The sequence below is a fragment of the Gemmatimonadota bacterium genome, from assembly GCA_040882465.1.
Lineage (GTDB): Bacteria > Gemmatimonadota > Gemmatimonadetes > Longimicrobiales > Gaopeijiaceae > JBBEBG01.
Genome location: JBBEBG010000040.1, coordinates 112,485 through 126,459, shown reverse-complemented (window position 1 = coordinate 126,459; position 13,975 = coordinate 112,485). Strand labels below are relative to the sequence as shown.

13 protein-coding genes are annotated in these 13,975 nt (G+C 67.5%); 10 read left to right on the top strand and 3 right to left on the bottom strand.

The genetic code is table 11. The annotated features are described in order from the left end of the window. Positions 1-57: 57 nt before the first annotated feature. Positions 58-1,113 carry a Fe(3+) ABC transporter substrate-binding protein gene (locus WEG36_15815; GenBank protein ID MEX1259062.1) on the top strand — a complete coding sequence of 352 codons (1,056 nt, stop codon included), beginning with the start codon at positions 58-60 and terminating at the stop codon, positions 1,111-1,113. Beyond that, on the top strand, positions 1,104-2,807 hold the full coding sequence (locus tag WEG36_15810) for an iron ABC transporter permease (protein MEX1259061.1): 1,704 nt from the start codon (positions 1,104-1,106) through the stop codon (positions 2,805-2,807). The genes WEG36_15815 and WEG36_15810 overlap by 10 nt, the downstream gene beginning before the upstream one ends. Before the next feature lie 170 nt (positions 2,808-2,977). Here the strand turns inward: WEG36_15810 and WEG36_15805 are convergent, their stop codons facing one another. After that, positions 2,978-5,110 (bottom strand): ATP-binding protein, encoded by a 2,133-nt coding sequence (locus WEG36_15805; GenBank protein MEX1259060.1) that lies wholly within the window; start codon positions 5,108-5,110, stop codon positions 2,978-2,980. 331 nt (positions 5,111-5,441) lie between these two features. On the opposite strand from WEG36_15805, the gene WEG36_15800 reads away from it, so the two are divergent. The 3 genes from WEG36_15800 (at position 5,442) to WEG36_15790 (ending at position 7,820) form a co-directional block, all read left to right on the top strand. After that, a complete protein-coding gene (locus WEG36_15800) occupies positions 5,442-6,065 on the top strand; it encodes a TetR/AcrR family transcriptional regulator (protein ID MEX1259059.1) in 624 nt (207 codons plus the stop codon). Between the two features lie 155 nt (positions 6,066-6,220). Next, a complete protein-coding gene (locus WEG36_15795) occupies positions 6,221-7,507 on the top strand; it encodes a DNA polymerase Y family protein (protein MEX1259058.1) in 1,287 nt (428 codons plus the stop codon). A gap of 25 nt (positions 7,508-7,532) precedes the next feature. Next, entirely contained in the window at positions 7,533-7,820 is a 288-nt protein-coding gene (locus WEG36_15790; GenBank protein MEX1259057.1) for a hypothetical protein, read from the top strand. Between the two features lie 250 nt (positions 7,821-8,070). Here the strand turns inward: WEG36_15790 and WEG36_15785 are convergent, their stop codons facing one another. Then, complete coding sequence (locus tag WEG36_15785) at positions 8,071-9,255, bottom strand: FAD-dependent oxidoreductase (protein ID MEX1259056.1); 1,185 nt, start codon at positions 9,253-9,255, stop codon at positions 8,071-8,073. A gap of 265 nt (positions 9,256-9,520) precedes the next feature. On the opposite strand from WEG36_15785, the gene WEG36_15780 reads away from it, so the two are divergent. Beyond that, positions 9,521-10,375, top strand: coding sequence for a fumarylacetoacetate hydrolase family protein (locus WEG36_15780; protein MEX1259055.1), 855 nt, complete (start codon positions 9,521-9,523; stop codon positions 10,373-10,375). Between the two features lie 20 nt (positions 10,376-10,395). After that, the gene (locus WEG36_15775; GenBank protein MEX1259054.1) at positions 10,396-11,268 is read left to right on the top strand and encodes a fumarylacetoacetate hydrolase family protein; all 873 of its coding nucleotides are present in this window, start codon (positions 10,396-10,398) and stop codon (positions 11,266-11,268) included. An 18-nt stretch (positions 11,269-11,286) separates the two neighbouring features. Here WEG36_15775 and WEG36_15770 read toward each other — a convergent pair whose 3' ends face one another. Further along, complete coding sequence (locus tag WEG36_15770) at positions 11,287-11,871, bottom strand: hypothetical protein (GenBank protein MEX1259053.1); 585 nt, start codon at positions 11,869-11,871, stop codon at positions 11,287-11,289. Positions 11,872-11,948: 77 nt separating this feature from the next. Here WEG36_15770 and WEG36_15765 point away from each other — a divergent pair, with 77 nt between their 5' ends. From WEG36_15765 to WEG36_15755, 3 genes are read left to right on the top strand one after another with little or no spacing between them, the layout of a single operon-like run. Further along, a complete protein-coding gene (locus WEG36_15765; protein ID MEX1259052.1) occupies positions 11,949-12,275 on the top strand; it encodes a 4a-hydroxytetrahydrobiopterin dehydratase in 327 nt (108 codons plus the stop codon). Between the two features lie 7 nt (positions 12,276-12,282). After that, positions 12,283-13,383 carry a glycosyltransferase family 4 protein gene (locus tag WEG36_15760; protein ID MEX1259051.1) on the top strand — a complete coding sequence of 367 codons (1,101 nt, stop codon included), beginning with the start codon at positions 12,283-12,285 and terminating at the stop codon, positions 13,381-13,383. Beyond that, the gene (locus WEG36_15755) at positions 13,380-13,856 is read left to right on the top strand and encodes a metallophosphoesterase (GenBank protein MEX1259050.1); all 477 of its coding nucleotides are present in this window, start codon (positions 13,380-13,382) and stop codon (positions 13,854-13,856) included. The genes WEG36_15760 and WEG36_15755 overlap by 4 nt, the downstream gene beginning before the upstream one ends. The last annotated feature ends 119 nt before the right edge of the window (positions 13,857-13,975 follow it).

Below are 13,975 nucleotides of genomic sequence, written 5' to 3'. Positions count from 1 at the left end.
TGGACTTCGGCCATGGGATGGTTGAGATTAGTTCTCAACTAACGGACCAGGGCTGACATGATCTCGTTCCGCGGCCAAACCTTCGATGCCCCCTCGAGCGCCTTGCTCGGATTCGTCTTGGCGCTCACTCTCGCCGTCTCCGGCTGCGCGGGCGACGGATCCGAGGTCGTGAACGTCTATACGCATCGCCACTACGATACGGATCAGACCCTCTTCGACCGCTTCACGGAAGTCACGGGGATTCGGGTCCAGGTCGTCACGGCGTCCGCCGACGAGCTCATCGCCCGGCTCGAGAGGGAGGGAGAGGCATCGCCCGCGGACGTCCTGATCACCGTGGACGCCGGACGGCTCTACCGCGCGAAGGAGCTCGGCCTCCTCCAGCCCGTTTCCTCTGAAGTCCTCGAGGCCGAGATTCCGGCCCACCTGCGGGACGCCGAAGGGTACTGGTTCGGTCTCACGCAACGGGCCCGCATCCTCGCGTACGCACGAGACCGCGTGGATCCGTCCGAGCTCTCCACCTATGAGACGCTCGCCGAGCCGCAGTGGGCGGGACGCGTCCTCACCCGCAGCTCGGAGAACATTTACAACGTCTCTCTCCTCGCCTCGATCATCGCCGCGAGCGGAGTGGATGCCGCGGAGGCCTGGGCGCGCGGCATCGTCGCGAATCTGGCCCGACCCCCGCAGGGGAACGACACCGATCAGATCCTCGACGTGGCGGCCGGAGTCGGCGACGTCGCGCTCGTGAACACCTATTACGTCGGTCGCCTCCTCCACGACGAGGATCCCGCCTCCCGGGAGCTGGCGGAGCAGGTGGGCGTCTTTTTCCCGAATCAGTTCGGACGAGGCACACATATCAACGTCAGCGGCGCGGGAGTCACCGCCCACGCGCCGAATCCGGCGAACGCAATTCTCCTTCTCGAGTTTTTCGTGGGCGAGGAGGCGCAGAGGGCCTTCGCGGAGGCGAACTTCGAGTATCCTGTCCGCCCGGGAATCCCCTGGGCCGAGACACTCGCCGACTGGGGGCCGTACCGCGCGGACACCCTTTCCCTCGATCGCCTGGGTGAGCTGAACGCGGAGGCCGTCCAGATCTTCGATCGGGCGGGATGGCGGTAGAGTCCCTCGAAGAACGACGCGCGCGCGGGCCCGACCTTCCCAGGCGGAGTCGCAACCGACCTGCCCTTCGGGTCTCGTTGACTCCCTGGACGATCGCGACGCTTCTCACGGTCGCTCTCGTCCTCCTCCCGCTCGTTTCGATCTTCCTCGGAGTCCTGGGCGAGTCGAGCGATACTTGGCGCCACCTCGCCTCGACCGTCCTCGCGGATTATGTCCGGAACTCCGCCCTCCTCGTCGTCGGCGTCGCACTGATGACCGTGGTCATCGGCGTCGGCACCGCCTGGCTCGTCACGACGTGCGCATTTCCGGGTCGGCGCCTCTTCGAGTGGGCGTTGATCCTCCCTCTCGCCATCCCGACGTACATCATGGCTTACACGTACGCGGGAATTCTCTCGCATACGGGGCCGATCCAGGGCACCCTCCAACTGGTCCTCGACCCCTCCTCTACCGCGGGAATCCGGACGAGGCTCATGACCCTCCCCGGGGTCGGCCTGATCCTGGCGCTCGCGCTTTACCCCTATGTGTACCTCATCACGCGGACCTCCTTCCTGAAGCAGTCGGGGGGAATCCTCGAGACTTCACGAATTCTCGGGCGGTCCTCCTGGGCCACCTTTTCACGGGTGGCGCTCCCGATGGCGCGCCCGGCGATTGTGGCCGGAGTCACGCTCGTCCTCATGGAGGTGCTCAACGAGTACGGAGCGGTGCGCTACTTCGGGGTGACGACGTTCACGACGGGGATCTTCCGCGCATGGTTCGCCCTCGGGGATCCGCCGGCGGCTCTCCGGCTCGCCGCCCTCCTCCTGATTTTCGTCTTTGCGCTGATCCTCGTGGAGCGCTGGCAGCGTGGACGAGCTCGCTTCGACGACGTCACCGGGCGGGCGCGGCCGGTCGCGCGCTTCGGCCTCCGGGGATGGAGAGGGTGGGGGGCGACCGCGGCGTGCGCGATTCCCGTCGCCTTCGGGTTCGCTTTTCCAGTACTCCAGCTCACGGCGTGGGCGGCACGGTCCGCGCCCGGCTACGTGGACGATCGGTTCCTTCGCCTGACGCTGAACTCCTTCGTGCTCGCGATCGGCGCATCGGGAATCACCATCGTCGCCGCGCTCCTCATCGTCTATTCCGTCCGGCTCGCGCCGACGCGGCTCCTCCGGCTCGCGGCCCGGACATCCTCCTTGGGTTATTCGATTCCCGGCGCCGTGATTGCCGTCGGCGTCCTCATCCCTTTCATCTGGCTGGACCGGCGCATCGCGGCGGTCGTGGCTGGGCTGGGCGGCGGCCCAACGGGGCTCCTGATCACGGGGACGGTCGGGGCGCTCCTCTTCGCTTACCTCGTGCGATTCCTCGCGGTGGCGCTGAATCCGATCGAATCGGGGTTCGAACGGAGCTGCGCGCACCTGGACGAGAGCTCCCGCTCGCTGGGCGCTTCTCCCTTTCGGACGCTGACGAGGGTGGACGTGCCCCTCCTGCGGGGCACCCTCCTGGCGGCGGCACTTCTCGTTTTCGTGGACGTCCTGAAGGAGCTTCCCCTGACTCTCATCCTTCGCCCCTTCAACTTCGACACGCTTGCGACCCGTGCGTTTCAACTCGCAATGGATGAACAGCTTGCGCGCGCTGCCCTCCCATCGCTTCTCATTATCGCGACGGGGCTTGCGCCGGTCATTCTCCTGTCGAAGCTGATCGGCCGGGGGAGAAGCTGAGCCGGCCTTAGTGTAGTGGAGCAGAAGTCCTGTGGCATTCGAGCGCCGCTGCATCCGCTCTGGGTGCGTTGCACCTCGCTCGCAATAGCTCTGCTATTCCTCGTCGGTGCGCCTTGCCAGAGCGGCGCATCAGCGCTCTCGGTGCTGAACAGGACTTCTGCTCCACCACACTAGTGCGCGAGCATTCGCCCGGTCTGGCCAGGCGATTCGGGAAGTGTGGAGGGAGGGGTCGTGGGCTCTTCGGGACTCGTGTCCTCCGTGGAGGCATCGTCGGCCCGACCCGCCAACTCCTCCCTGACCCGCTTGAGGACGTCCGAAGGATCGAAGGGACGCTGGAGCATGGGGAATCCTTCGATGGACTGGGGCTCCCCTTCCGCGTCGGGAGTCGCGCGGCGATCGAGCACGACCGCGCGCAGCTCGGGGGACTCCCTCCGCCACCTCCGGACCAGGTCGAGCCCGGAGCGTCCCCCGGCGAGCTCGCGCTCCACGATGACGAGATCGAGCCCGCCTTCGAGCCGGTGCCAGCGGCGTTCCGCCTCGGCGGCCCCGCCCGCCAATTCGGTGCGGTACCCGTTCCGGGCAAGAATCTGCTCGATGAGGCGTGCGAGCAGTGGCTCGTCTTCGAGGATGAGGACGGTCGCGGGCCCCACGGGAGTGGCCACGGCCTTCGGTGCTTCGGGGGCGGCTACGGGCGCTGTCACCACTGCCGCAGGGGCCCCGGAAATGGGGAGGAAGAGATCCACCACGGTTCCCTCGCCCGGTCGTGACCCGATCTCTAGCCATCCGCCGTGACCCTCTATGATCGCCCGCACCACCGCGAGTCCGAGTCCACGGCGCTCTCCCTCCTCGCCCGTCAGGGAGTGGTAGGGCTCGAGGACCCACGGAAGCTGTTCCGGTGGCATCCCCTCGCCACGGTCCTCCACCCGGATCCGGACGAGCCCCGTTTCGGCCGGGGCCCCGCTCCCGCTTGCGTAAACGCGCCCCCAGGAGAGGCGCACGTCGGTTCCATCGGGCGCCGCCTCACGAGAGTTGCGCACGAGGTGTAGGAGCGCGTGCTCGAGGAGTGAGGGGTCCGCGTTCACGGGAATCGGATCGGCGCCAGGGGCGACCCGCAGGCGCACCTTGTCACCCGCTTCCTCCGCGAGAGATGCGATCATGGTGGACAGCACCACATTGAGCTCGACCCGATCGGCGCTTCCGACCCCTCTCCGAAGGTGGACCAGGAAGTCTTTCAGGGCGGACTCGACCCGATGCGCCGCTTCTTTCGCCTGCATCAAGATGTCGAGCTCGCCTTCGCGTCCGGCAAGAGAGTCCTCGAGAAGGCGAAAGCTTCCCCGCTGGACCTCCAGAATCCGGAGGAGCTCAGGAACGGATTCACTGGCGAGGAGCGCGGCGCTCTCGAGCCGCGAAAGTCGTCGAGGCTCGGACCGCCGGTCGGGCCCCACATTACCGCGCGGGGCCGCCTCGCCTGTCTCGGCCGGAGCGGGATCGCGGGTCGTCCCCGCTCGCGCGAGCTCCGGGGCTTGCACGATTTTTTCCGCTTCGTGGGTCGGGACTTCGTGCCACGCGGGTTCGGGCCCCTCGGGTTCGGCCCGAACGTTTCGGGGGAGCTGGGGCCCTTCGGGTTCGATCGCGTGGAGACGTAAGCTGTCGGTGGCGTGAGAAGCGAGCCCGGTGGTCGAGACCGAGGACGACACGCCCTCGGGCATCGGAGCCTCCGTCCGCATGCGCTGCGGCGGCGCAGGCGCTCCGGAGGCGATCTCTGTCGCGGAAGGCTCACCAAGGTCGGCCGGCCGGCTTGGCCCGGCGGACCGCTCGACGCGGACGGGCCTTTCCGGTTCCCTCATCGCGGCTCCGATCTGACCGGCGAGAGATACGGCGAGCTCCCGCGCATGAGGCGTCCACCGTCGGGGACCTCGGTCCTCCTCGAAGGTCACGAATCCGACGAGCTCCTCCTGGACGCGTAGGGGCTCGGCGATGAAGGCGCGAATGCCTTCTTCGGCGATCCAACCGCGAAGGGCTTCCGGTCCATTGCGGGGGGAGTCTTCGGAGGTGAGTGTGCCCTCTTCCCGAAGGGACTCGCCAAAGGCCCGCGCCACCTCGTCGGGCTGAACGCCCGGCCTGGAGATCGTCCCCTCACGGCGATGGTGCCGCAGAAGACAGCGGAGCGCTCCCTCGGCTCCACTTTGGGTCCAGACCGCCACCCGGTCCACGCGAAGGATGCGCGCCGCTTCCTTTGCGATCTCTTCGATGTGGTCCACTCCGTCCCCGTTTCCTCGTTCGGCAGGAGGAGGAGGGGCCATCGCCTCTTCGGATGCCGGGGCGACGGACGGTACGCCTAAACGACGCGGTGTAGGCTCCGTCCTCCTGGGCGCCCCCACCCCGCTCAACCCCTCCACGAAGACCGGGGCCATCGGCCCGGCCATCGCACCCGCGCTCCACCCTCGGTTCATCACCGGAATCGGTCGCCTGAAATTCTTGGGATTCAACCGCCTCGTGCGCTCTCCACATCGAATAGGGAGCAAGTTCCGTACCCGCCTCGGACGGTTTCGAATCCCCGAAGCTATGCACGTTCGGGGAAGGTGAACAAGGATCACCCTTGACCCGGGAACTGACCGGGGTCAATCTAATCTCATGGCGACTCGCTCTTCCCCACACCGCGCGCGCGACAAGCCCCGGGAGATTCGGGAGCGCCTCCTCCAGATTTCCCTCCGCCACTTCCGGCAGCGGGGCTTCGACGCGGTTCCGGTGGCCGAGATCACGCGTGAAGCGGGGATCGCCAAGGGGAGTTTTTTCAATCACTTCCCGACGAAGGACCATGTGCTGACGGAAGTTATCAGCAGAATGGTGGATCGAAGCATCGAGGAGGTGGGAGAACGGCGGCTCGCGGGCGGGGAAGCCGTTCTCGCCTTCGCTCTCGGCCTTTCGGGCCAGGTGACACGGGACCGAAACCTGGCCCTCGCCCTCGTTCCGCGCCTCTTCATGCTCCCTCCCACCGATCCCGAGGAGCTCACCCAGGAGGAGAGGATCCGGCAATGGATCCAGGAGCGGCTCGGGGAGGCGCTCCCGCTGCGGGTCCCCCTGCACCAGATCGACTATGGGGCGCTCGCCTCGGTCGTGACCTGGACCCTTCGAGGAACGCTCGAGGACTGGGTGCGCGGGGAAGCCCGCGGGAAGGGGCTCCGGAGTACGCTCGAGGCCCAGCTCGCCTTCCTCCTCGAATCCGCCGGCTTCCCGGTCGTTTCTTCTTCGGATTGAGTGATCCTGAGGGGCTGAGCCACCTCTGATGCGCCGGGGCACTCCCCGGCTCGACGCTCCTTCCCGATTTTCCTTGTCGCCCCTCCATCTTCGGTTTATATTCGGTTTTCGGCCTATCTTCGGTTTCCCCTGGCTCCACCCCGCGCTCCCGGTCCATGCTCCCCCCTCCATCTTCCCGCGCCTCCTCCCTCACCTCCGTCTGCCTCTGGCTTCCGACCTTCGAGCTTCGCCTGGAATTGGTCCGCACCCCGGAGCTGGATGCGACTTCGGTGGCGCTCCTCGCCCCCGGGAGCTCCGGGGGACGGGGAGAGATCCGGCAGCTCTCGGAGCGGGCGGCCGAGGCGGGAGCCCGCGCCGGGATGCGGGTCTCGCAGGCCATCTCCCTCTGTCCTTCCCTCACCCTCCTCGAACCCGATCCGGCCCACTACCAGGCCGCCACACAGGGGATCCTGGAGATTCTCGAAGGGGTGAGCCCGGTGGTCGAGTCCACCGAGCCGGGCGTCTTCCATGTGGGAGTGGACGGGCTCGAACGCCTCTACGGCCCTCCCCGCGTCCAGATGGACCGGATCCTCTACGCCCTCCTGGAGGTCCTTCCCCGCCCCCTCGTGGCCGCGATCCGGATGGGGCGAGCCCCGGGGTGTTTCGGGGCTCGGGTCGCCGCCGCCGCCGCCCGCACGGGGGCCCCGGTCCTTGTGGAAGAGGGGTCTCTCGCTTCCTTCCTCGCTCCCTCTCCGATTTCCGTTCTCCCCGTCCCCGAAGAGATGCTGGAGCGACTGAAGCGGCTGGACGTCCGGACTCTCGGAGAGTTGGGAGAGCTCCCCCTTTCGGCGCTTCTGCGCCACTTCGGACCCCCCGGGAGAGAGGCCCGGGAGCTGGCCCGGGGAGAACGGCTCGACCCGGTGCGTCCGGTTCACCGCCCCCGGCCGATCCGGGTCTCCCTCGACTTCCCCGCCCCGGTGGGAGATCGAGAGGCGCTCCACCGGGGCGTGGATCGGCTCCTGGAGAGGGGGCTCGCCCGGCCGGAGCGGAAGGACCGGAGCGTCCGGGGAATCCGGGCGGGAGGAATTCTCGAAGGAGGTGGCTCCTGGGAGGTGTCGGCGACGCTCCGCGAGCCCGCGGCGAAGCGGGAGGCGCTCGCCTTCCCTCTTCGTCAGCGCATCCTCCTCTCCCCTCCCCCCCGCGCGGTGGAGACCCTTTTCGTGGAGTTCTTCGACTTCGGGACTCCGGTCCTCCAGCGCGACCTCTTCCGGCGCCAGGAAGAGGGTGGGAGGGCCACGCGGGACTCCCCCCTCACGGCGGGCGGAATTTCCCAAACGCTGAGGGAAGCGGTACGGGAGCTCACCTTGAAGCTCGGGCACTCGCCCCTCTATCGGGTGGTCGAGGTGGACCCCTGGTCCCGGATCCCGGAGCGGCGTCACGCCCTCCTGGAGATCGAGCCGTAGTGTCTCCTCGCGCGAAGCCTCTTCCATGGAGTCCGACGCACGCCTGAAGCCGCTCGACGCCCCCTTCCCCGTTCGGGTGCGGACGGACCGTGAAGGACGGCCCGTCGAAATTTTGCGAGGCACGCGGGAGGGCCGAGGGGTCCGGGGCTCGGTGCGAGCCGGAAGGGTCGTGGCGATCCGCGAGATCTGGCGGATCGACGACGAATGGTGGAGACGCCCGATCGCGCGCCTCTACCACGAAGTGGTCCTCGAAAACGGGAGGATCCTGACCCTCTATCTCGATCTCATCGAGGGAGGATGGTGGGTGCAGTGAGGAAACGTCCCTTGCAGCACCGAGGGCGCGGATGGAAGCTGGATTGCTAGGCGCGACGAGGAGTCGTAGCAACGCTACAGCGACGATGAGCAACGACGCAGGACGGCTTCCAGTCGCGGCCGAGCCGAGCGACCGGTCCGGTTCTCGAAGACCCGCACGGTCCCCGCGAGACAACGGCGCATCGCGCCGGTAATGCCAAGGGACTTCGGAGGCGAACCACTAGAGACGCCCGCCGGGGCCGTGACCCTCCTCAGCTCAGGTGGATCTCCTCGGCGGCACGGAGCCCTGAGGACAGGGCCCCCTGCATCCAACCCCGGTCGTCGGACGTGTGCTCCCCGGAAAAGTGCATCCTCCCCTCGGGCTGGCGAATTGCGGTCCCGTAGGCGGCGAGCTGAGCACCTGTGGGGGCCGCCCAGGCACGGCCGGACCATGGGTCCTCCTGCCAGGAGTGGACGGTCGAGGCTTCAGCATCTGCGTTCACTCCCGGAAAGATCCCCTCCCAATGGTCGAGGACGGCTTGCACCTTTTCCGGCCCGACCAGTGCATCGATCTCCAGCGCGCGCGCCCCCCGAACGTACGAAAGGAGCACGCCGCGCCCCCCGGCCAGATCCCAGGTGGGATGCCAGAGCTCCTCCGGCCAGTCCGTGGTGGCCCACCCGTTTAATCCTTCGCCTTCCCAGAAGCGAGAGGAGAACTGCACGAACACGCGCGTCGACGGCATATACTGGAATCCACCATCGGCGGCGGCACCCTTCGCCGACGAGAGCTCGGGAAGGAATTGAATGCGGTGCAGGACCGGAAGGGGCACCGTGCATAACACCCGGTCGGCCTCAAGCTCCTCACCACCGTCGCCGCTCACAACCACTTCCGAGCCGCGCTGTTCGATCCGGATCACCGGAAAGGAAAGCCGGATCCGGGATCCGAGCGACCCGGAGAATGCCAGCGGAAGTCGCTCCGTCCCGCCGCGGATTTTGACGTACGACGGCCGTGAAGAGAGGAAGTCGTCCGGCGACACGATCGAACGCATCCCCTGCGCATAGTCCACGAAGCTCCCGGTTCCCGGGTAAAACGGATCCACCGTGAGACCGAAGTGCTCCGCATACCCCAACGTGAGGTCATGGCTCGGGGGAATCCGAGCCGCCCCCGCTTCCGCGAAGAGCCCATCCGAGAATGGGGCCCGAATCGTCAGCGCGCGCCCGCCGACCCGGTCCCGCGCCTCGAGGATCGTGACGTCGTGCCCCAACTGGTCAAGCTCGAATCCGGCCACCAGTCCCGAGAGGCCGGCCCCGATGATTACCACGCGTTTCGGAGCTTGGCCACCGGTCTCGCCGGGTCCAAAGAGGTCCCAACACCCACCCAGCCCCACTCCCCCCAGGGCAAGACCCGCTGCCCGAAGGAAGTCGCGCCGGGAATGCGACCAACGCCCTTCTCCCATCCGCGCCCCCATTTGGTCCCCGCCCCTCTTTCATGCCGGACAGCCAACGTAGAGCCCGCCCTCCTTCACGGACACCTGAACCCGCCCGGTCCCCGATGCGCGATGAGGCAGTCTCCTATGCGCGGTGAGGAAGGGTGGCGACATCTTGCTTGGGCCCCGGCCCAAGGCGAGCTTGAGGTCGAATTTACCGAGCGTGACGCCCCGGAAGGAAAAGGGCGAGCGAAATGATCTTCCTTAAGAACACGCATAACTCGGGAGGTGAGCTGTGAAGCGTTCATTCGCAGCGGTCATCGGTCTGCTCACGGGCGCGCTCCTGGCGACTGCGCCGTCGGCCGATGCCCAGGAGGTAACCCGTTACGTCCGCTACGAGGTCGGCGGAGCGGCTTCGTGGGGTGAGCTGGAGGGAGAGACGATTCATCAGCTCACCTCCGCTCCTTACTTGGAGGGGAGCCGACGCACCGGACAGACGGCGGCCATGGCATCGGTCGCGCTGCTCGCTCCCGCGGAGCCGACGCTCGTCGTCATGACGGCGCTCAACTTCCTGAGCCACCTCGGGGGCCAGCAACCTTCCGACTATCCGGGCCTCTTCCTGGTTCCGCCGCAGTCCGTGGCCGCACCCGGCTCACCGATGTTCATTTACAACGATTCGAACGCCCTCAACTACGAGGCCGAGGCCGTGATCATGATCGGTCGCCGCGCGAAAAACGTCCCTCTCGAAGATGCGCACGAATACATCTTCGGCGTCACCGCGGGGAACGACGGGAGCGAGCGGGGATGGCAACTTCGCGAAGACGAGGGCCAGTGGTCGCGCGGAAAGGGCGCGGACACCTTCAACCCGATCGGGCCGGTCCTCGTCCGCGGCGTGGACCCGAACAACGTGACGATCATCGGCCGAATGAACGGGGAGGAGCGGCAGAGGGAGAACACCTCCGACATGATCTTCAACTTCGACTATATGGTCAGCTACGTCTCGCACTTCTTCACCCTCGAGCCGGGCGACCTGATCTGGTCGGGCACCCCGGGATCCACCCAGGCGATGAGCCCCGGCGACGTTTACGAAGTCGAGATCGAAGGCGTGACCGTCCTGCGCACCCCCATCGCCGCGGCTCCGGCGCCCTGACCCAGCGGAGGAAATCCAAAGTGAATCGCAGAACGATGCTGCGGGGTGCGCTCCTCGTCGCCGCGCTGCTCGCGGCCGGCGCCCCCTCTCTCGACGCCCAAGTCACGCGGTACGTCCGCTTCCAGGACGGGATGGCCGACGCGTGGGGCGTGCTCGAAGGCGAGACGATTCAGCGGCTCAGCGCCGCACCGTACGCAGGCGGGACGCGGACAGGTCAGTCCGTCGCGCTTTCGTCCGTCGCCTTGCTCGCTCCCGCGACGCCGAAGACGACGATCGTCCTGAACGTGAATTATCCGAGTGGCGTGACCGGGCAGCCGCGCGAGCGGCCCACGCTTGTCACGATTCCGCCCCGGGCGCTCACGGGACACGGCTCTCCAATCCTTCGGCCGGTGGAGGCGGAGAATGTTCGGGCCGAGGCGACACTCGCGATCGTGATCGGGAGCATCGCTCGAAATGTCTCACCAGAACAAGCGGGGCAACATATCCTCGGCGTGGCCCCGGCGGTGGACGTCACCGCGATGGATTGGCGGACGGGCCAGTGGGCCCGCGCCAAGGGGACGGATACCTTCAAGCCGATGGGGCCCGCGGTAGTGAGCGGCGTGGACTACGACAACCTCACGATCACCGGACGGCACAACGGCACGGCCCTTCAGCCGGTCCGCACGTCGGAGATGATCTGGAGTCCGAACGAGGTGGTCAGCTACATCTCGCGGTACATGACGCTGAATCCCGGCGACGTCGTATTCGCCGGCACCGCCGGAGCGGAATTCACCGTGGCGCTCCAGCCGGGGGACAACTTCGAGGTCGAGGTATCGGGAGTCGGAACGCTCAGGAATTCTGTCGCCGCGGCTCCGCCGGTGGCCTTGACGCTTCCGCCACCCCACACGCCCTGAGGGCGGGCGCGGGATCCCTCACCGCTGGTCCGCGGTCCAGACGACGATCGCGCCGCACCGTGCCAGGTATCCCGTCGTTGAGGCCGGCCAGAGAGCCCACTTGCGCGGACCGAACATGATCTCGTCCGGGACGTCCCGCGGCGAGAGGTAGACCTCGAGCCCACGGATCGTCCCTGCAGCGACTTCGCTCCCGAGCCGGTTGAGCAGGCCAGTCCGAGGAAGCGGCGTGTTCGCCCTCCTCGTCGGGGAGGCGAGCGCCGAGCCGGCCGCGTACTGGGCCCCGATCCGAGAGGCCGGGCCCCCGGGATTGAACGAGATGATCGGCTCGATGTCGTGGTTGAGAAAGATCAGCAGGCACCCGGCGCCGGCGAGGCGCCGAAATCCACCGGTGGCCGGATCCAGCACCACCGTCGGTATGCCTCGGAGGAGGTCGGTGGCCACAACCGGCTCCCGGAGCGCGATGGCCACGAGGTCGAGGCAGATTCCACTTCCCTCCTTGCACCCTCGGGCGAACTGTTCCCGCCCTGCATCCATCCGGCGTCGCGCGACGATGGTCAGAGGAGCGAGGAGGAGCGGGGCACTACTTTTTGTTTCTCGCCCCACGCCACGCTCCCCGCAACGGGTCATTTCGTTCACCTGCGTGCCAGGACCCGAGCTCTCCCTCCCGGGTAGCCGACCCCATGGACCTTCTCTCACGCCACTGCACGTCCCTGCCCAAGGGGACGCCGCCCCTCGAGGGCGACGCACTCGACCCATACCTCGCGGCGATCTCTGATCGGTGGTCGGTCGTGGACGACCACCACATCGAGGGAAAGTTCGAGTTCGACGACTTCATGGGTGCCCTGGCTTTCGCGAACCGGGCGGGAGGTGCGGCCGAAGCCGAGGGTCACCACCCGGACATCGCGATCACCTGGGGGGCCGCCAGGGTGACGATCTGGACGCATTCGATCGGCGGACTCAGCGAGAACGACTTCATCCTCGCCGCGCGGCTCGATACCCTGGCCTGACGCCCGCGTGGATCCGCTCCGGATCGTTTTCCTCGACTCCTGGCATCCTTCCGCGCACGAGGGGTCGGGAACGGCCGTCGGGATCTCGACGCTCGGGCGGGGGCTCCGCGACCTCGGGCACCATGTGGAGGTGCTTCGGCCCCAGGCCGGCCCTCCGACCCTTCGCTCCCGGGCCGCCTTCAATCTTCGGCTCCCCTCCCTCCTGCGGGGTCGGCCGTCGGACGATCTCGTCGTCGGCTTCGACCTGGACGGTTGGCGATGGTCCGCCTCCCGTCCCGCGGCTTCCCGCTACCTGGTCTCGCTCAAAGGAGTCGCGGCGGACGAGGCCCGGTTTTCCCGGTCGGGAGCCGAGCGGCTGCTCCTCTCCACGCTTGCCGCCTTCGAGCGGCGGAACGCGGAGTCGGCGGACCGCGTCCTCGTGCCCAGCGATTATTCGGCGCGATTCATCGAAGGGAGGTACGGAATCCCGAGGGAACGGATCCGCATCGTGCCCGAGCCGATCGAAATGACGGCGTGGGACGAGTTGCGCGGATCGGCGCCCCTCCCCCCCCGCCGCCCGACCATCCTGTCGGTGGCCCGGCAGTATCCCAGAAAAGACACGGCCACCCTCCTGCGTGCCTTCCCCATGGTGCGCAGAGCCGTCCCGGCGGTCCACCTCCGGGTCATCGGCGGCGGGCCCGAGCTTCCCCGCCTCAGGGCGGTCGCGCGTGAGCTTCGGATTGAAGATGCCGTGACTTTTCAGGGTGCGATTCCAGAGGATGAGGCTGTCCACCGGAGCTACTTCGAAGCCCACGTCTTCTGCCTTCCTTCGAAGCAGGAGGGCTTCGGCATCGCCTTCTTGGAAGCGATGGCCGCAGGACTTCCGATCGTCGCCTCCCGGGCGGGCGCGGTCCCGGAAGTCGTCCCCGATGGCGGGGCCGGGCTCCTCGTTCCGGAAGGTGAACCGGGCCCGCTCGCCGAGGCGCTGATTTTCCTCCTGAGAGACGGCGCCGCCCGCGAGCGGATGGGAGCCGCCGGCATCCGGCGAGCCCGAGAGTTCGACCTCCCGAAAGTTGCGACCAATTTTCTCGAAGCCACACTCCCGGCGACAGTGGGACACGCCCGATGAAGTTGGCGATCCTCTCCGACTCGCATGGACTGCTTCGGCCGGAGCTTTTTCCCCTCCTCGAGGGCATGGATCAGATCGTCCACGCGGGCGACATCGGTCCCGCCTCCCTCCTCGTCCAGCTCGAAGCGGTCGCCCCGCTCACCGCGGTATGGGGGAACACGGACGGCTTCGACGTCCGGGGCCGCCTCCCCGAAATCGCGCGTCGCAACTGGGAAGGGCGCTCTATCGTGGTCGTGCATGGGCACCAGTTCGGCGTGCCGGCTCCGGAGGCGCTCGCCGAGGCCTACGCCGACGCATCCCTCGTCGTCTTCGGACACACGCATGTCCCGACGATCAAGCGGGTGGGAACCGTCCTCGCGGTGAATCCGGGGTGTTGCGGGGACAGGCTGAAGGGATTTCCGCCCTCGATCGTGTACGCGACGCTCACGGCGCGGGGGATCGCGACAGAGGTGGTGGAGCTCGGAAAGGAGTGAAGACGGGGCGCCAAAACGCATGAACCCCCGGAGCCAGTGTCCTGGTCCCGGGGGCCCGGAACTCGAACCGGCATCAGGGGGAATGCCGGACGAGGTCCTGATTCTTCCTACAGCGGGAT